Origin of the sequence: Enterococcus raffinosus (assembly GCF_018917525.1) — a bacterium.
Taxonomy (GTDB): Bacteria; Bacillota; Bacilli; order Lactobacillales; family Enterococcaceae; genus Enterococcus_A; species Enterococcus_A raffinosus_A.
Window position 1 is genome coordinate 1 of the sequence record NZ_JAHLOS010000011.1, and the last position, 19905, is coordinate 19905.

Below are 19905 nucleotides of genomic sequence, written 5' to 3' on the forward strand. Positions count from 1 at the left end.
CGCTGTATCGGAGATAAAAGTAAATAATGTCATCCGGGTGACCATCTTGCATCATTTTGAAAATAATATTTAAGTAATCATCCATAACTGTTTTTCGTTTTTTATAGTTTCTCGGCTGATCCATCTGACAGAGGTCTTCTTCTGTCATTTGAAGATATTTCTTTAGTGTGATTGGATGAATGTTAAATTGATGGGCTAAATGAAAAGGAACCTTTTTCTTTGTTTTTGCCCAATACCTTTGAATGGTACGAATCAACTGTTGTTTTTCTCGGCGACTTTCCGCCTGTTTTTGGTATTGTGAGCTACTTAGATCGCGTTTTTTATTATCAAAAACAATCTCTGAACCATCTGGCTCTCTTGGAACAGAATTATCGTAAGACAACTTGGCTAAGTAGACTGAATCCGGTGTTCTTTCAACGTAAACCTTCTTGGGGTCTCGATCTAATAAGCGGCCTTCGTGGAAGAAAAGGGTCTTGGGGAGCTGGGAGGAAAAGATTTCTTTTAGATGCGTGATCAAATTTTGAAGTAAATGAAAGCGATCAGCCACTTGTACACAATCGGGAAGGATGTCAGTAATGGCTTTAGCGTAGGCGTTGGCGCGATCGCGGGCTACGAATTGAATTTTTTTATGGTGGGCTAACCATTCTTTTAATGTAGCGGCTGTCCGCCCCTCAAGGAGGGCAAGCAGCTGATGGTCTTGCATATCGTAGATAGCTGTGGCATAAGTCTGCCCTTTTCTTATGGCTACATCATCGATCCCTATTGCTTCGACGTTTGGTCGATCTTCGAATACCAATCGATCATACAGTCGTTGAATGGTATCATTGCTCACTGAGACACCTAAGAGAGCTAATACTTTACTAGCACATTCATTGCTCAAAAAGATTGCCACACCTAAAATAAAGGTATTGAGGGCATCGGTTCGAACTTGAGAAGAACGGGCAAAAGGAAGAGCTTCAGTAAAGACCTGTCTGGAGCACTCAGGATTTGAGCAACTATATTTGTAAAGGTTGGCGTGAAGAAATGTTTGTTTACCATGGATTGGCGTATCTTGAAGTGTTCGTTGATATGTCGCAGTTAAGGTTCGACACAACGTGCCACAAGTAGGACAGGAACATTCATGAGGTTTTGACTTAATGAACAAATGGACTGTTTCAGAATCTTCCGAGGTATCATAGATAAAATGGTCTTCATCCAACAAAAAAGAGCACTGGGTTAGTTCGGTGTAGTTCATTCTAAAGACCCTCTTTCTAACTATAGTATAAGACGAGAAATATCTAAACAGTACAAATAGCCACAAAAAAGCAGGTACGAATGTACTTGCTTTTTTGTGGCTTTAACCAAACTTGAGAAAGAACCAGATAATTTTCGGAGTTCCTTTTTTTATAGGGTTAATTGATGATTGGAATTGAAATAGTTCTTATAAGCCGTATAACCACCGATGATTGATCCGAGACTAGTCGCCGATAATAACATGAAGGTAACCATAATTTGATATTTGATGGCATGCACGGGATCTAAACCAGCGAAAATCAAACCGGACATCATTCCTGGTAAACTAACAAGACCAACTGTTTTTGCGGAATCGATGGTAGGCTGCATGGCGGTTTTGATACTTTGTTGCAGGATTGGCTTGGAGGCTAATTTGATTGAAGCTCCGAGAGCCAATTTCTCTAATACCTGTTGTCTCAAGTCATGAAACTGAGTATTCAAAGCTCTGTAGCATAACCCGATTGCTACCATTGAATTACTCGCGATCATTCCAGTGATAGGAACGATTTGAGAAGGAATAAACTTAATAGCTCCAGCGAAAATCAATACACCAAGAGTGATATAAGTACTAATAAAAATTGCTGCTAGTGAATGAAGATATTTTTTACGAAGACTGGGATTTCTCTTATGCGCATTCCAAGCAGCGTTAAACACAATAAAGAGACTCATTGCAATCGTTAAAAAATTGTTATTGACCTGGAAAATATATTTCAACAAATACCCGACAATAACTAGTTGAATAATGGCACGAATAATACTAAAAAAAATGTCTTTGGAAAGATTCAGTTTTTCTTTAGCACTAATAGCAACAGCAATCAGTACCAGTGCAAAAGCCAAAACTAAAGAAAGGTCATTCACGGCTAATTGATTCATTGTTTGAGTTTCCCTCCTTGGATAATCAGTAATTTTTCTGCTGCTTGAATCTCTGCTTCATCATGAGTTACCTGTAAGATAGTACAGCCTTTTTGTTGAATATCTTTGATCAATCGATGAATAACCGTTTTTGTTTGTTCATCAAGTCCCGTTGTCACCTCATCTAACAGCAAAATCTGTGGTAAAAATAAAATATTCCGAATCAGAGCTACTCGTTGCCGCTCACCGCCTGATAATTCAGAGATATTTTTTGTCAAATATTCTTTTGGCAGATCTACCATTTGGAGATGTTCAAGCATTTGCGTTTGATCAGGAGTGAGGTCTCTAATTGTATAAGGCAGAGTTAAATTGTCCAATACCGTTTCACCAAATAATGCGGGCTGCTGAAAACAATAGGAGACTTGTTGCCGATATTCGGTATAGTCATATTGTTGCTGAGGCTTTCCCTGAAAAAGAATTTCGCCACTGGTTGGAGTTAACAATGAAGCGATCAATCGAAGTAATGTACTTTTTCCTCCACCTGAAGGGCCCGAAATCGTTAAGAAAGCTCCTTGTTCTACTATCAAAGAAATCTGATCTAAAATGATTCGTTGGTCACTTTGATAACTGACAGAATTCAGTTTTAATAAAACCATATCAATTATTTTCCTTTCCAGGTTCATAAGGAATGACCACCAAAAGTGCGGGCAGACCATCTACGGCTAAGTGTTTTAGCTTCAGTTCAGGATAAAGTTTAAAAGTACTCGTTTTTCCGTAACGATTAAAAAAATAGTCTTGAATCTGTTGTTCGCTCCATTGTCTTGCTGGAAAATGCCAGTAGTGATCATTTTCCTTAACAAAAACAAAGCCAACACTCCAAGCTCTTTTTATTTCAGTTGGAAGTTGAGCTAGTTTTTCTTGAAAATTTTCCATGAATATCCTCCATTCATTATTTCTCTTCAAAGTCCTCTCATCAAAAAAGCCAATTCTATTAAACCAGTCTTTTTTACTTCTGTACATTTATTCAACCTAATTATAACTTAACAATTTTCTTGAAAGTAGACCTTATTGAAACTCTTTGTTTTTCTGGATATTTTCTAGTAATTCTCATTTTTAGATAAATGTCGAAACATATTATTTGGAGTTTGACCAATTCTGATGTATTATGATCTCGGATAGTTACTTACAAAAAGTAAATAAGTGTAAATCTTTTTCATTTAACCCAAAATGTTTTACACTATATTCGTAAGAATTTTTACACTTATTAGGAGGTTTGTTTATTATGGCAAAAGAACATTACGATAGAAGTAAACCACACGTTAATATTGGTACCATCGGTCACGTCGACCATGGGAAAACAACTTTAACGGCAGCAATCACAACGGTATTAGGTAAGAAAGGTCTAGCAAACCCTCAAGACTATGCTAGTATCGATGCTGCACCCGAAGAACGTGAACGTGGAATTACCATTAACACTGCGCACGTTGAATATGAAACTGAAAAACGCCACTATGCTCATATTGATGCTCCAGGACACGCGGACTATGTCAAAAACATGATCACCGGTGCTGCTCAAATGGATGGTGCAATCCTAGTAGTATCAGCTACTGATGGTCCAATGCCGCAAACACGTGAACACATTTTGTTATCACGCCAAGTGGGTGTTAAACATTTAATCGTATTCTTAAACAAAGTTGACTTAGTCGACGATGAGGAATTGATTGATTTAGTAGAAATGGAAGTACGTGAATTACTTTCTGAATATGGTTTCCCTGGTGATGATATTCCAGTTCTTAAAGGTTCGGCTTTGAAAGCATTAGAAGGCGATCCTGAACAAGAACAAGTAATCCTTGATTTAATGGATACAGTTGACGAATACATCCCAACTCCAGAACGTGATACTGACAAACCATTCTTGCTACCAGTCGAAGATGTATTTTCTATCACTGGTCGTGGGACTGTAGCGTCTGGTCGTATCGACCGTGGTGAAGTCAAAGTCGGCGACGAAGTTGAAATCATCGGGATCAAACCTGAAGTTCAAAAAGCAGTCGTAACTGGACTTGAGATGTTCCGTAAAACATTGGATTATGGGGAAGCTGGCGATAACGTTGGGGTTCTATTACGTGGGATTACACGTGATGAAATCGAGCGTGGTCAAGTCTTAGCTAAACCAGGTTCAATCACACCACATACAAAATTCAGTGCAGAAGTTTATGTATTGACGAAAGAAGAAGGTGGACGTCATACGCCATTCTTCAACAACTATCGTCCTCAATTCTACTTCCGTACAACTGACGTTACCGGAAACATCGCTTTGCCAGAAGGAACTGAAATGGTTATGCCTGGTGATAACGTTACAATCGATGTTGAATTGATTCACCCAATTGCGGTAGAAAAAGGAACAACTTTCTCTATTCGTGAAGGTGGACGTACCGTTGGTTCAGGTATCGTAACTGAAATCGAAGCATAATTAGATTTGACTAACACGTAGCGCTTGTCGTTACGTGTTTTTTGTGTTCTTTAAAACTCAACTTGCACCTGTTTTATTAGATTGCTATGATATTTCTAAATGGAATAAGAAGGAGAAGCTATGGAAAAAGTGTTTGTTAGTCCCATGACCTATCGTCAGGGAGAAAATGTTCTGTGGAATCATTTAGAAGATATTCTAGCTTTTGGTCAAAAAGGCTTAATCGTGACCGATGGTTTTGTTTATCAATTGCTGGGAGAGCAGTTATGTCAAAAGCTAATGAAGCTAGGTGGAAAAATTTCCGTGTGGTTAGTAGAAGAAGAGCGACCAAGTGAAGCGTTCGATTACATTATTGCTTTAGGCGGCGGTCGGGCAATTGATTTAGGAAAAGCTCTCGCTTTTGAATCCAATTATCCTTGTATTGTCATTCCTACGTCTGCTTCAACAGATGCGCCAACATCACGCATCTCGGTCAACTATCGTGACGGTTATTTTGAAAAGTATTCTTATTATACTAAAGGCCCAGATCTTGTATTGGTCGACACAGCAATTTTGATCAATAGTCCGGTTCATTTTTTGACCGCAGGTATCGCCGATGGGTTATCGACTTCCATTGAAGCACGAACAGTTCGTGAAAATTTTGGTGTGAATACATTAGGTGCTGCGCCAACATTGGCAGCTGAAGCAATTGCGGAAAAATGTCGTGAGGTATTGCTTGAATTTGCTGAAGAGGCAGTGGAGGCAAATGAAAAACATACGATCACACCAGCCTTCGAAGCTGTAGTTGAAGCGAATACATTACTGAGCGGAATCGGATTTGAATCAGGTGGATTAAGTATTGCTCATGCACTGCATAATGCGGTGGTCAGTCTGTGGGGAAGAGAGATAAAGGGAAGCCATGGTCAAATCATCGCATTGACTACTTTGCAGCAATTGCGGATTGAGGGACGAGAAGAAGAGCTTGCACGCTATCAAACGTTATTTGGAAAATTAGCACTGCCGATTTTTTATGAGGATCTGTCAATTTTCCCAGCAGCTGAAGAGTTAAAAAAAGTTACTGAACTTGCTTTTTCACCAGAAGATGGAATCATTCGCAGTCAATCACCAGCCACACAAACGGATGTTTACAAAAATTTACTGACATTTAGAAAAACCCGTGAAATCTAATGATTTCACGGGTTTTGTATTAGATATTCAAGACTTTATTCAAGAAATCTTGCGTTCTTGGGTTGTGAGGATTATTAAAGACTTGTTCTGGAGTACCATCTTCTAATATTTTCCCGCCATCTGTAAAGATCACACGGTCAGCCACTTCTTTGGCGAAGCCCATTTCGTGGGTAACGATCACCATGGTCATCCCTTGTAAGGCTAAATCCTTCATAACTTTTAGTACGTCACCAACCATTTCCGGGTCAAGAGCCGAAGTAGGTTCATCAAACAGCATGACGTCAGGATTCATTGCTAATGCGCGAGCAATTGCCACACGCTGTTTTTGTCCACCTGAAAGGCTGTCTGGATAATCATTTTTCTTTTCTTCCAATCCAACTTGTGTTAATAATTCAACGCCGCGCTTTTCAGCAGATTCTTTCGTTTCTCCCTTTAAATCAAGAGGGGCTAAAGTGATATTTTCTAAAACAGTCAGGTGAGGGAACAAGTTGAAATGTTGAAATACCATTCCAATATGTTGGCGTACCAAATTGATATCTGTATGTTTATCTGTCAAATCTTGTCCGTCAATAATAATTTCACCAGAAGTGGGTTCCTCTAAGTGATTCATGCAACGCAAGAAAGTACTTTTCCCAGAGCCAGATGGTCCGATGATGCAGACCACTTCACCCTCGCTGATAGTAATGTTTAAGTCATTTAAAACGGTATTCTCACCGAACTTTTTAACTAAATGATTGACGACAATTTTGTTATCCATCGTTTTTTCCATCTATTTCACCTTCTTTTCTAAACGGTTCGCTAACTTAGTCAAGATCGTGATTAAGATCAAGTACATAATCGCAATAATCAAGTAAACGTAAGAACTTTGTGTGGTTCGAGCTACAATGATCTTACCAGTTTGCAGTAATTCTACCACACCGATTGCAGAAATGATTGTTGTATCTTTCAAACTGATGACAAACTGATTGATGAAAGAAGGAATCATAATTTTCACAGCCTGCGGTAAAATAATTTTTTGCATGGTTCGATTGTAGGATAGACCCAAGCTTCGTGAAGCCTCCATTTGCCCAACTGGAACAGCATTGATACCACCACGAACGATTTCCGCGATGTATGCACTTGCGTTCAAGGTTAAAGTAATAATCCCAGCTGCGAAATCAGGAATTTTGATGCCTGTAATCCCAGGTAAGCCAAAGAAAATAAAGAAGGCTAATACCATCATTGGAATACCACGAATAATGTCGATATAAATACCTGCAAAAGTGCGTAGCCCACGAACAGGTGAGACACGGAACAATCCGAAGATTACTCCTAATACCAATGCGAGAGCAAATGAGACTAAAGCTAAAACGATCGTCTTCCATAAACCATCCAACAATGATTTATAGTTGTTTTTTAATAAGCCGGTGATTGTTGATTCATCCACAGCATCTTTTTTCTCTTCCTTTTCAGCACCAATGTATTTATTCACAATTTCATCGTATTCACCAGTACGCTTCATTTCTTTCAAAGCCTCAGTGAACATTTCACGAAGCTCAGCGTTTTGCCCCTTTTTAACAGCAAAACCGTATTCTCCGCCAATTTCACGTTTGATCGGTGTTTTTAAGTTTTGTCCTTGATTCACGGCATAACCAATTACAGGGTAGTCATCCATCATGGCATCGATTGATCCCACCTTCAATGCATCATATAATTGATCGGCAGCATCGAAGCTCTTGACTTTGTATCCATATTCTTTCTTGTGTGCTTCTAAAAAATCAGCGCTTTCGGTTCCAACTTTAGCGCCAACAGTTTTATCCTTTAAATCTTTATAAGACTTGATATCCTTGTTGTCTTTTGCGACAGCTAATTGAATGCCGCTTTGGAAGTAAGGATCGGAGAAATCATAGTTGGCCTTACGTTCATCTGTAATAGTCATCCCAGCAATCATGCCATCAGCTTGACCAGATTCTAAAGCCTGCATAGCAGAAGAGAAGCCGATAAATTTCATATCTAATTTAAAGCCTTGCAGTTCAGCTGCCCGTTTCAGCAAATCGACATCGATACCCTTATATTCACCATCACTGTCTTTGTACTCAAAGGGGGCGAAAGCAGAATCGCTTGCGACCACGTAGACATCTTTTTTCGGTTCGACTTTTTTCATTTCTTCCGAAGCAGCGGCTTGATCACCAGATCCAGTCGAAATATACTTAGCAACGATTTTATCATAGCTGCCATCTTTCTTTAAATCTTTCAGTCCTTGGTTAAATTTCTTCAGTAGTTCCTTGTTCTCGCCTTTTTTCACAGCGAAACCATAAGAACTGCCTTTTTCAGGATCGCCAACTAACTTAAATGGCTGTCCGTTAGTTACAGCGTAACCTAACACGGGGTAGTCGTCGAAAATTGCTACAGAATTTCCATTTGTCAAAGCATTATACATTGCGTCAGCCGCTTCATATAGTTTAATTTCATAACCATATTTGTCTTTATTCTGCTCTAAGAAAGTCGCACTTTCTGTTCCAATTTTTGCAGAAACGGTCTTTCCTTTTAAGTCTTTGTAATCCTTGATATCTTTGTTGTCATTCTTGACAGCCATTTGGATTCCACTGTCAAAATACGGTTCAGAAAAATCAAAGGTCTTCTTACGTTCATCTGTGATGCTCATTCCAGCAATCATACCATCTAACTGATCTGATTGTACTCCTTGAATTGAGCTGTCAAATCCTAAGGGACGTAAATCCACTTTGAAATTTTGATCTTTGGCGATTTGATTGATTAAATCCACGTCAATTCCTATGTATTCGCCATCGGAATTTTGAAATTCGAAAGGCGCGAATGTTAAGTCCGTTCCGATTTTATATGTCTTTTCCGCGGCGTCACTCTTATTGGCAAAGCCAAGTGTAAAAATACTTGCCATCAAAAAAACGACGAATGGAATTAATTTGTTTTTTCTCATAATAATCCTCCTATATACTTATCATTTGTTTATTATATGTTAGTTTAAGGATAAAACACAAGAGGGTTCATTGTTGGATAGAAAAAAAGCAAAATTTTTATAACATGAAATGTAAGGAAATCTGACATTAGAGTTCTTAAGAACTTTTTATGGCAAGAATAAAAAATGGCGAAAATATGTTCGGTATGCTATAATTTTGAAATGGAAAATCTTTGTTTATTTAATAGAAAAAGGGGGATTTTTGTATGATTGAAAGAGTAACGGACAACACGTTCGATCTTCATTCAAAATATCAGCCTGCTGGCGATCAGCCTGAGGCCATCAAACAATTAGCCGAAGGAATCGTCGATGGAAAAAAAGCACAAATACTTTTAGGAGCTACCGGTACTGGGAAAACATATACAATTTCTAATGTCATTAAAGAAGTCAATAAACCAACCTTGATTATTGCCCACAACAAGACATTGGCGGGACAATTATATGGTGAGTTTAAGGAATTCTTTCCTAACAACGCGGTGGAGTATTTTGTCAGCTATTACGATTACTATCAACCAGAGGCATATGTACCTTCTAGTGATACTTATATTGAAAAGGATTCGAGTATTAATGATGAAATCGATAAGCTGCGTCACTCGGCAACTAGTGCTTTGTTAGAACGAAATGATGTGATTGTAGTCGCGTCGGTTTCTTGTATCTTTGGTTTAGGTTCGCCGAAGGAATATTTAGAGCAAGTGGTTTCGCTGCGAGTGGGAATGGAAATGGATCGAAATCAACTGTTGCGAAATTTGATCGATATTCAATTCGAACGAAACGATATCGATTTTCAGCGTGGTCGTTTTCGCGTTCGTGGTGATGTTGTGGAAATATTCCCCGCATCACGTGACGAGCGTGCTTTACGTGTGGAGTTTTTCGGTGATGAAATCGAGCGCATCCGTGAAGTCGACGCACTAACTGGAGAGATTACTGGAGAAACTGAGCATGTCGCAATTTTCCCAGCTACCCATTTCTTAACGAATGAGGGGCATATGGAAGTAGCCATCAGCAATATTCAGAAGGAATTAGAGGAGCGTTTGGAAGTTTTACGTAATGATAATAAATTACTAGAAGCTCAGCGTTTAGAACAACGAACAAATTATGATATCGAAATGTTGCGAGAAATGGGTTATACCTCAGGAATCGAAAATTATTCTCGTCATATGGATGGACGTAAAGAAGGAGAGCCACCTTATACATTAATTGACTTCTTCCCTGAGGATTTTTTACTTGTAGTTGATGAATCTCATGTGACAATGCCTCAGGTTCGCGGGATGTATAATGGTGACCGCGCTCGAAAGCAAATGCTCGTTGATTATGGCTTTCGCTTACCATCCGCTTTAGATAATCGGCCGCTGCAATTAAATGAGTTTGAAGAACGTGTCAATCAAATCGTTTATGTCTCAGCAACACCAGGTCCTTATGAACATGAAGAAACGGATACAGTGATTGAGCAAATTATTCGTCCAACTGGTCTATTAGACCCAGTCATTGAAGTACGACCGATTATGGGGCAAATCGATGATCTTGTTGGTGAAATTAATGAGCGTTCTGAACGAAATGAGCGTGTCTTTGTCACGACCTTAACGAAGAAAATGTCAGAGGATTTGACGGATTACTTCAAAGAATTAGGAATTAAAGTTAAGTATCTTCATAGTGATATTAAGACGCTGGAGCGGACTGAAATTATTCGTGATTTACGGTTAGGTAAATTTGATGTTCTTGTGGGAATCAATTTGCTGCGAGAAGGTCTAGATGTACCAGAAGTATCCTTAGTCGCGATTTTGGATGCGGATAAAGAAGGATTCTTGCGAAGTGAGCGGTCGCTCGTCCAAACGATAGGTCGTGCTGCCCGTAACTCAGAAGGTAAAGTTATTATGTATGCTGATAAAGTGACGGATTCGATGCAGCGAGCGATGGACGAGACCTCACGTCGACGCAGTATTCAGGAACAGTATAATGAAGAACATGGAATCGAACCGAAGACGATCATTAAAGAGATCCGTGATCTGATCTCGATCAGTAAAGTCGCAGATGATACTGAGACATATGACGCTACTTCATTTGAAGATCTTTCTAAATCAGAACGAAAAGAACTTATCGCTAAAATGGAAGACGAAATGCGTGAAGCCGCTAAGACACTAGACTTCGAAACTGCTGCAACCTTACGAGATACGATTCTAGAGTTAAAAGCAGCAGAATAGACAAATCTAGTTTGTAAGAGTATTCTGATTCCGCTTTGCTGACTCTGCTAATCTTGTTCCAGTTTAATTAGCAGGAGAGCATAAGCGTGAAAATAAATGTTTAGAGAAATTGATTACAGTATAACAATGAAATAGGAGATATAAATGGCAAATGATAAGATAGTTATTCACGGAGCGCGTGCTCATAATTTGAAAAACGTAGATGTCACGATTCCTCGTGACAAAATGGTGGTTGTTACTGGTTTATCTGGTTCTGGGAAGAGTTCATTGGCTTTCGATACGTTATACGCCGAAGGTCAACGTCGCTATGTAGAGAGTCTATCTGCATACGCCCGTCAATTCTTAGGACAAATGGATAAGCCGGATGTTGATAGTATTGATGGCTTAAGCCCAGCGATTTCTATCGATCAAAAGACAACAAGTAAGAATCCTCGATCGACTGTTGGTACTGTAACTGAAATCAATGATTATTTACGATTGCTTTATGCCCGTGTAGGTCATCCAATTTGTCCTAATGATCATATTGAAATCACTTCACAGTCAGTGGAGCAAATGGTTGATAAAGTTTTAGAATTACCCGAACGGACGAAAATTCAAATTCTGGCTCCCGTAGTTGCTAAGAAAAAAGGGCAGCATAAAAAAGTTTTTGAAATGATTCAACGGGAAGGTTACGTCCGCATGCGTGTTGATGGTGAATTATATGATGTAACCGAAGCTCCTGAACTAACCAAAAATAAAAAGCATGATATCGAAATTATCGTCGACCGGATCGTCGTAAAAGATGGCATCCGCTCGCGCTTGTTTGATTCTTTTGAAGCGGCTTTACGTTTAGCAGAGGGTTATGCGATTGTTGATGTGATCGGTGAAAAAGAAATGCTGTTCAGTGAACATTACGCTTGTCCTTATTGTGGCTTTACTGTTGGCGAGCTTGAACCTCGTCTGTTTTCATTCAACGCACCATTTGGCGCTTGTCCAGATTGTGATGGTTTAGGAGTTAAACTAGAAGTCGATATGGATCTAGTGATTCCTGATCAAAGTAAGACATTACGTCAAGGCGCCTTGATCCCTTGGAATCCAATCAGCTCGCAATACTATCCACAAATGTTGGAACAGGCCTGCTTGAGCTTTGGCATCGACATGGATACACCTTTTGAAGATTTACCGAAGGAACATCAGGATATTATTTTGAATGGCTCCAACGGTGAGAACTTCCATTTCCATTATGAAAATGATTTTGGCGGTGTTCGTGACGTAGAGGTGCCATTTGAAGGAATTATCAACAATATTAATCGTCGATACGCTGAAACAAATAGTGATTTCACTAGAGATCAAATGCGTTTGTATATGACTGAGTTGACCTGTCAAACTTGTCATGGTTATCGTTTGAACCCTCAAGCCTTGTCAGTTCAGATCAATGAAACGAATATTGGACAGGTGAGTGAAGATTCAATTAATAGCGCACTAGACTTTTTCGAAACAGTTGCTTTGAGCGAACAAGAAAAAGTTATCGCTAAACCCATTTTGAAAGAAATCAAGGATCGGCTAAGCTTTTTGCGAAACGTTGGTCTGGATTATCTGACCTTAAGTCGTGCTTCTGGAACATTGTCTGGAGGAGAAGCGCAACGAATTCGATTGGCCACTCAAATTGGTTCAAATTTATCTGGTGTGCTTTATATTTTAGATGAGCCTTCAATTGGTTTGCATCAGCGAGATAATGACCGTCTAATTGAATCGTTGAAGAAAATGCGTGATCTTGGAAATACGTTGATTGTTGTGGAACATGACGAAGACACCATGCGAGCTGCGGATTATCTAATCGATGTGGGACCAGGTGCAGGTGATCAAGGTGGAGAAATCGTAGCTGCCGGCACGCCCAAAGAAGTTGAAGAGAATCCAAAATCTTTAACTGGACAATACCTATCCGGCAAACGAGAAATTGCTGTGCCTAAAGAACGCCGAAAAGGGAATGGTAAAAAGATCAAAGTTACTGGTGCTGCTGAGAACAATTTGAAAAATATTGATGCAGAGTTTCCGCTAGGCAAATTTGTCGCAGTTACAGGCGTTTCTGGTTCGGGAAAATCAACTCTGGTTAATCAAATATTAAAGAAAGCACTAGCGCAAAAACTCAATCGTAACTCCAATAAACCAGGTAAATTCAAGAAAATTACTGGTTACAATAATATTGAAAAATTAGTTGATATTGATCAAAGTCCGATTGGGCGGACGCCAAGAAGTAATCCGGCAACCTATACGAGTGTGTTTGATGACATTCGTGATCTGTTTGCTCAAACAAATGAAGCAAAGATTCGCGGCTATAAAAAGGGACGGTTCAGTTTTAATGTTAAGGGAGGCCGTTGTGAAGCTTGTCGTGGGGATGGAATTATCAAGATTGAAATGCATTTTTTACCAGATGTGTATGTCCCTTGTGAAGTTTGTCATGGCAAACGCTACAACTCAGAAACGCTGGAAGTTCACTACAAAGGTAAGAATATTGCAGATATTTTAGAAATGACTGTCGAAGATGCGGTTGAGTTCTTCAAGCATATACCTAAAATTCATCGCAAATTGCAAACAATTGTTGATGTTGGTTTAGGTTATGTCACCATGGGTCAACCAGCAACAACACTATCTGGTGGTGAAGCGCAACGGATGAAGCTTGCCAGCGAACTGCACAAGAATTCGAATGGGAAGAATTTTTATATCCTAGATGAGCCTACTACTGGGTTGCATACAGATGATATTGCACGTTTATTGAAGGTGCTTGAACGCTTCGTTGACGCTGGTAACACAGTTCTGGTAATTGAACATAACTTAGATGTGATTAAGTCGGCCGACTATGTCATTGATCTGGGACCAGAAGGCGGCGATGGTGGTGGTACTGTTTTAGCTACAGGTACACCGGAAGAAATTGCAGAAGTACCGGAGAGTTACACCGGACATTATTTAAAACGCGTTCTTAAAAAATAAGTAACTGATAAAGCTTAATGCAGGTAAAGGATTCTCCTTTGCTTGCATTTTTCTTTATGGTATGATTATCGTTGATTTAGAATGAGAAGGTGTAAGAGAATATGAATGAAAAACAAAAATTTGTACCAATCTTATTAGGGAGCGACATCAATGTATATGGAATGTCTCGTTCTTTCCATGAAGCGTATGGAATCGTTTCTGAGGCATATGCTGGCTTACAGTTGGCGCCGACAAAATATAGTAAAATCGTGAATGTTCATGTCGTACCGGGATTTGATAAAGATCCTGTGTTCATGGATAAAATGCGCGAATTAGGAAAAACCACCTATAATGATCCCGAAACAAAATATTTGCTGATTGCCTGTGGGGATGGGTATGCAGAATTGGTTTCACAACACAAAGAAGAGCTTTCTGAATGGTTTATTTGCCCTTATATTGATTTTGACTTGTTGCAACGTTTAATCAGTAAAGTTAGCTTCTATGAAATCTGTGAAAAGTATGATTTACCTTATCCAAAAACCTTCATTATTACAGAGGATATGCTTGAAGCGGGAAAATTGAAACAAGATTTGCCGTTTGACTTTCCAGTAGCCTTGAAACCTGCTAATAGTGTCGAGTGGTTATCAATTGATTTTGAAGGACGTAAAAAGGCCTTTATCCTAGATACACGTGACGAATTCGATACGATTATTGAACGAATTTATCAAGCAGGCTACACAAGTGAGATGATTGCCCAAGATTTCATCCCAGGTGACGATAGCAATATGCGAGTATTGAACGCCTATGTGGATCAAAATCATCAAGTTCGAATGATGTGTTTGGGGCATCCATTGCTAGAAGATCCTTCTCCTGAAGCAATCGGAAATTACGTTGCGATCATGCCTGAATACAATGAAAAAATCTATCAAACCATCAAGAGCTTTTTAGAAAAAATCGATTATACTGGATTTGCTAACTTCGATATGAAATATGATCCGCGAGATGGTGAGTATAAGTTATTCGAAATCAACTTACGTCAAGGGCGTAGCAGTTTCTTTGTGACATTAAACGGCTTCAACTTAGCCCAATATGTAACAGAGGATCGTGTTTTTGAAAAACCTTTTGACGAAACAATTTACGGCAAAGCTGAACCAGCTAATTCAAAATTATGGATGGGTGTCCCTAAGAGTGTTTTTGAAAAATATGCTCGCAACAATGCTGATAAAGAGAAAGCCCTAGAAATGATTAAAAAAGATCAATGGGGGACCACTGTCTTTTACAAGAAAGATATGTCCTTGATGCGATGGGTATTAATGAAATATATGTTTAGCCAATATAAAGGCCGTTTTGATTTATTCTTTAAAGAGAAAGAAGGATAAACATGGAAAATTTCTTTAGTATACTTGGCGGTATGGGAACGATGGCAACGGAGAGTTTCATTCGAATTCTTAATCAACGGACTCAGGCTCATAACGATCAAGAATATCTAAATTACGTCATGTTCAATCATGCGACAGTTCCCGACCGAACTGCTTACATTTTAGATAATAAGGCAGCCAATCCCCTACCTTTTCTGCTAGATGATATCGAGAAACAAAATTTATTACAGCCAGATTTTATCGTCTTGACCTGTAACACTGCTCATTATTTTTTCGAGCAATTGCAAGGTGCAACGAAGATTCCCCTATTGCATATGCCGCGAGAAGCTGTCAATGAAGTAACGAAGAATCATCGAAAAGGGGATAAAATTGCTGTTCTGGCTACTGCTGGAACTATGTCCGCTAAAGTTTATCAAAGCGAACTGGAAGTTAAGGGATATGAGGTTCTGGTCCCTGAAAAAGAGTTGCAAGACAAGGTCAATCATCTGATTTATCATGATGTGAAGGAAAATGACTTTATTAATAGTGAATTATACTTGGAAATTCTTTCGGACGTCTTTGAAAAACATGGATGTCAAAATGCTATTTTAGGCTGTACAGAACTTTCTTTAGTTCAAGAATTGACAAAAGACGTGCCATATTCTGTCATAGATGCTCAATCAATTTTAGCAGATCGAACAATTGAACTAGCATTAAAAAACAGATCTTCCAAATAGGAAGCACTGAAACTGTTGAAAAAATCTGTTCTAAGCTCGCAATTCGAGACTGGAACAGTTTTTTATTTATTTCAATTTGAATTGGAAACAAAATTTATTGACTATGACCTTACTTTTTTCCTAATTAAGTGTATTACGAAAAGTTAAAGAATTACAAAAAAGTAGCAAAGACACGCCAGGAATGTTATAATTTTTGAGAAGGCAAAGGGATTTTTGCCTTTTTTTAACGCACATATAAAAATAAGAGTATTCATTTGTAGATCTATTTAGTTATGCAGCCTGATAGATCATATTGAAATAATTTCCTTAAACAAGAAAGGAGCGGCACAAATGACTGAGAGTTTACATTTAGTTGTTATTACTGGTATGAGCGGAGCGGGGAAAACCGTAGCAATTCAAAGCTTTGAAGACATGGGGTATTTTTGCGTTGATAACATGCCTCCAGGTTTGATTCCGAAATTTTGGGAGTTGATCCGTGAATCGGGAAAGGTAACAAAAATCGCCCTAGTGGTTGATTTGCGTTCACGGTCATTTTTCGAAGATATTCAAAATATGCTGGTAGAAATTGAGAATACAGGCTTTATTGATACCAGTATTTTATTTTTAGATTGTTCTGATGAGGAATTAGTCTCTCGATACAAGGAGACCCGTCGTGCACATCCACTTGCGATGGAAGGCATGATCACTGAGGGAATTCGTAAGGAACGAGCAATCTTGGAAGATTTAAAAAATCGTGCAACATTAATGATCGACACGACTGATTTAACTCCGCGTCAATTACGTGAAAAAATTAATCAATCGTTTAAACAGCAGGATGATTTAGGCTTCCATGTGGAGGTTGTTTCATTTGGCTTCAAGTATGGGTTGCCGATTGATGCGGATATCGTGATGGATGTTCGCTTCTTACCAAATCCGCACTATATCCCAGAATTACGACCGCAAACTGGATTAGATAAGCCTGTTTATGATTATGTCATGTCGTTTCCCGAAACAGAAAGCTTTTATTCGAATTTTGTACGATTAATCATGGATATTTTACCAGGCTACATCAAAGAAGGAAAAAGCTCTTTAACAATTGCGATTGGCTGTACGGGGGGACAACATCGTTCGGTTGCATTGACTGAACGGGTAGGTAAGGCGATTAAGGATGCTGATTATAAAGTCAATATTACCCATCGCGATAAGGACAAGCGGAAAGAGACGGTGAATCGTTCATGAAAATGAAAACATATCGTATCCGCAAACCTAAGATCGTCGTAATAGGCGGCGGAACGGGCCTTCCAGTTATTTTGAAAAGCTTGCGCAATCAAAGTGCGGATATCACAGCGGTTGTCACGGTGGCCGATGATGGAGGAAGCAGCGGTGAACTGCGCGATTCGATTGACATGGCACCTCCTGGAGACCTACGAAATGTACTAGCAGCGTTATCTGACATGCCGAAACTGTATGAAGATCTATTTCAATATCGCTTCCATGAAAGTGATAAATTTCTAGCTAATCATACAATTGGCAATCTATTAATTGCTGCGTTGTCAGAAATGCGCAATAGTACTTATGAGGCGATTCAATTACTTTCTATGATGATGCATGTTGATGGACATATTTATCCTTCATCAGAGATGCCGCTAGTGTTGCACGCTGATTTTGACGATGGAACCAGTGCAGTGGGAGAGTCAAAAATCGCGATTGATCGCAAGAATATCGAAAAGGTTTACGTCACTGATAAAAGCGGAGAAAAGGCTGTTCACGCGGCTCGTAAAGTTGTCAATGCGATCAATGAAGCGGATATGGTCGTGCTAGGTCCAGGGTCATTATTTACGAGTATTTTACCTAATCTGATGATTGAAGAATTAGGTGAGGCCGTTCGTACGACAAACGCGGAAGTGGTCTACATCTGCAATATCATGACTCAAAAAGGTGAGACTGAACACTTTAGTGATGCAGATCATATTCGTGTTTTGCACAAACATCTTGAGAGCAATTTTATTGATACCGTCTTAGTTAACACGGAGCATGTACCAGAGGGGTATATGGATCCTGAAATCTATGATGAGTATTTAGTACAAGTGACTCACGATTTTAACGGCTTAAGAGAACAAGGCTGTCGAGTCGTTTCCACTGATTTCTTGAAATTACGTGATGGCGGTGTTTTCCATGATGGTGATAAGGTTGTTGACGAATTGTTCCGAATTGTTTTTGGAGCGAAAATTTAATTAAAGTAGAAGTAAGGAGGGCTCGCCATGTCTTTTGCAGCAGAGGTAAAAAAGGAATTAACGGGTCTGGCGGTCCAAAAAAATCTTGCGCAAGCTGAATTAGCCGCTTTGATACGAATGAATGGGTCACTCAGCTTGAACAATCATCAATTCGTTTTGAATGTTCAAACGGAAAATGCCGCAATCGCTCGTCGAATTTTTACGTTGTTGAAAGAACATTACGGTGTCCGCAGCGAATTGCTGGTACGGCGTAAAATGAAACTGAAGAAAAATAATGTTTATATCGTACGGCTTAAACAAGAAACGCAAAAAATATTATTGGATTTGGACATTATGGATGGCGCGATGTTTCAATCGCACATTTCTAATGAGATCAAGCAATCAGAGAAAAAAACTCGCGCATATTTAAGAGGGGCTTTTTTAGCTTCTGGTTCTGTTAACAATCCAGAAACTAGTCGCTATCATTTAGAGATTTCGTCGATCTATGAGGAGCATAACCAAGATATTTGTGACTTGCTCAATCAATTCGACCTAAATGCGCGGACGTTGGAGCGCAGAAATGGGTACATCACGTATTTAAAAGGGGCGGAGAAAATCGCCGACTTTTTAACGTTGATTGGTGCAACAAACTCCATGTTGAAATTTGAAGATGTTCGGATTGTACGTGATATGCGTAATTCGGTCAATCGGTTAGTCAATTGTGAGACAGCGAATATGAATAAAACGATTGATGCTGCTTCAAAGCAGATTGAGAATATTCATTTTATTGAAGCTACCGTCGGTCTGCAGTCTTTACCTGAGAAACTGCAGGAAATTGCAGAATTAAGAATTCAAAATCCGGAGATTAGTTTAAAAGAATTAGGAGAAATGATTCCATCAGGGGCAATTTCAAAATCGGGAATTAATCATCGAATTCGTAAAATCAATGACTTTGCAGATAATTTACGTAAAAAAACCGTTTGAAGTTTCAAACGGTTTTTTGTTTACTCAGCAATATATGATTTTAGTGTAGCCTCATCAATCGATTCGTCAAATATGTGTTCACCTAAAACAATTGTGGGCACAAATTTGATATTGGCTTGCTCAGCTTCATTACGTATCTCGCTTTGCAAGATCTGGTTTGCCTGTTGGTTGAAACCCAGTGTTTTTTCAGCGTACTCCGCTACAGCTTCGAGTTCGAAGTCATGCCAAACTGATTGAGTTTCGAACGCCAATTGAATTTGAGTCAATGCTTTTTTGGGATCAGTATCAATATATTCATGCATAATGTTGCCGCGTTGTAAACTAATTTTGTCCTTGTCTAGTAATTTGATGATGCGTTGAACTTTTCCCTCTGCTACAGCTTGAGTTAAGACGTCATAAGATTCTTCGAACCATTGTTTACAGTAGGGACAACGAAGATTGATAAATTCAATCAAGCGTTTTGGTGCTTTATCAGATCCAATTTTAATTCCATTAAAATCGTTGACCAGCTTTCCTTTAATAACTGAAATATCCATCCAAAAAACACTTCCTTTCATCTATTAGTGTACAGAATATTCATAAGAAAACAAATACTTTTCATATGATTACGTTAAAAAGTCTACAAGACTTATTTGAAAATAAGATATGTTAGTTTATAATAAATCCGTTGTTGTAAAAATTCTAAAGTTATTATCTCAAGAGTTAAAGTATCTTTTAGAGATATTACAGAAATATAGGTTGTTTTTCTACATTAGAAG

General features: G+C 38.9%; 16 protein-coding genes. 9 read left to right on the top strand and 7 right to left on the bottom strand.

What is annotated here, in order from left to right:
* The 4 genes from KQI58_RS09080 to KQI58_RS09095 all read right to left on the bottom strand — a co-directional run.
* Positions 1–1234 (bottom strand): ISL3 family transposase (locus KQI58_RS09080; RefSeq protein ID WP_216408451.1); only part of this gene is annotated, 1234 nt, incomplete at its 3' end.
* Between the two features lie 149 nt (positions 1235–1383).
* Positions 1384–2145, bottom strand: coding sequence for an ABC transporter permease (locus KQI58_RS09085; protein ID WP_216408453.1), 762 nt, complete (start codon positions 2143–2145; stop codon positions 1384–1386).
* Entirely contained in the window at positions 2142–2780 is a 639-nt protein-coding gene (locus tag KQI58_RS09090) for an ABC transporter ATP-binding protein (protein ID WP_216408455.1), read from the bottom strand. The genes KQI58_RS09085 and KQI58_RS09090 overlap by 4 nt, the downstream gene beginning before the upstream one ends.
* 1 nt (position 2781) lies before the next feature.
* Complete coding sequence (locus KQI58_RS09095; RefSeq protein ID WP_216408458.1) at positions 2782–3057, bottom strand: cytochrome c-type biogenesis protein CcmH; 276 nt, start codon at positions 3055–3057, stop codon at positions 2782–2784.
* Between the two features lie 349 nt (positions 3058–3406).
* Between KQI58_RS09095 and tuf the strand changes: the two genes are divergently transcribed.
* Together tuf and KQI58_RS09105 are read left to right on the top strand one after the other, a co-directional pair.
* On the top strand, positions 3407–4594 hold the full coding sequence (gene tuf, locus KQI58_RS09100; protein WP_102871141.1) for an elongation factor Tu: 1188 nt from the start codon (positions 3407–3409) through the stop codon (positions 4592–4594).
* A gap of 120 nt (positions 4595–4714) precedes the next feature.
* Complete coding sequence (locus KQI58_RS09105) at positions 4715–5758, top strand: glycerol dehydrogenase (protein ID WP_216408459.1); 1044 nt, start codon at positions 4715–4717, stop codon at positions 5756–5758.
* 19 nt (positions 5759–5777) lie between these two features.
* Here the strand turns inward: KQI58_RS09105 and KQI58_RS09110 are convergent, their stop codons facing one another.
* Both KQI58_RS09110 and KQI58_RS09115 read right to left on the bottom strand, forming a co-directional pair.
* Positions 5778–6515, bottom strand: coding sequence for an amino acid ABC transporter ATP-binding protein (locus KQI58_RS09110; protein WP_216408613.1), 738 nt, complete (start codon positions 6513–6515; stop codon positions 5778–5780).
* A gap of 12 nt (positions 6516–6527) precedes the next feature.
* Complete coding sequence (locus tag KQI58_RS09115) at positions 6528–8693, bottom strand: amino acid ABC transporter substrate-binding protein/permease (protein ID WP_127978995.1); 2166 nt, start codon at positions 8691–8693, stop codon at positions 6528–6530.
* A gap of 245 nt (positions 8694–8938) precedes the next feature.
* Between KQI58_RS09115 and uvrB the strand changes: the two genes are divergently transcribed.
* The 7 genes from uvrB to whiA all read left to right on the top strand — a co-directional run bounded on the left by uvrB (position 8939) and on the right by whiA (position 19147).
* The gene (gene uvrB, locus KQI58_RS09120) at positions 8939–10930 is read left to right on the top strand and encodes an excinuclease ABC subunit UvrB (protein ID WP_216408462.1); all 1992 of its coding nucleotides are present in this window, start codon (positions 8939–8941) and stop codon (positions 10928–10930) included.
* A gap of 144 nt (positions 10931–11074) precedes the next feature.
* Positions 11075–13897 carry an excinuclease ABC subunit UvrA gene (uvrA, locus tag KQI58_RS09125; RefSeq protein ID WP_216408464.1) on the top strand — a complete coding sequence of 941 codons (2823 nt, stop codon included), beginning with the start codon at positions 11075–11077 and terminating at the stop codon, positions 13895–13897.
* Positions 13898–13998: 101 nt separating this feature from the next.
* Positions 13999–15255, top strand: a complete 1257-nt coding sequence (locus KQI58_RS09130; RefSeq protein ID WP_216408466.1) for a carboxylate--amine ligase — start codon at positions 13999–14001, stop codon at positions 15253–15255.
* A gap of 2 nt (positions 15256–15257) precedes the next feature.
* Positions 15258–15971 carry an amino acid racemase gene (locus KQI58_RS09135; protein ID WP_216408468.1) on the top strand — a complete coding sequence of 238 codons (714 nt, stop codon included), beginning with the start codon at positions 15258–15260 and terminating at the stop codon, positions 15969–15971.
* A 330-nt stretch (positions 15972–16301) separates the two neighbouring features.
* Positions 16302–17189: an RNase adapter RapZ gene (gene rapZ, locus KQI58_RS09140; RefSeq protein ID WP_216408470.1), complete on the top strand. Its 888-nt coding sequence runs from the start codon at positions 16302–16304 to the stop codon at positions 17187–17189.
* Positions 17186–18184, top strand: coding sequence for a gluconeogenesis factor YvcK family protein (locus KQI58_RS09145; protein WP_216408472.1), 999 nt, complete (start codon positions 17186–17188; stop codon positions 18182–18184). Before rapZ ends, KQI58_RS09145 begins: the two co-directional genes overlap by 4 nt.
* Before the next feature lie 27 nt (positions 18185–18211).
* Positions 18212–19147 carry a DNA-binding protein WhiA gene (gene whiA / locus KQI58_RS09150; protein ID WP_016179186.1) on the top strand — a complete coding sequence of 312 codons (936 nt, stop codon included), beginning with the start codon at positions 18212–18214 and terminating at the stop codon, positions 19145–19147.
* Between the two features lie 20 nt (positions 19148–19167).
* Here whiA and KQI58_RS09155 read toward each other — a convergent pair whose 3' ends face one another.
* Positions 19168–19683, bottom strand: coding sequence for a thioredoxin domain-containing protein (locus KQI58_RS09155; RefSeq protein ID WP_216408474.1), 516 nt, complete (start codon positions 19681–19683; stop codon positions 19168–19170).
* Positions 19684–19905: the final 222 nt, after the last annotated feature.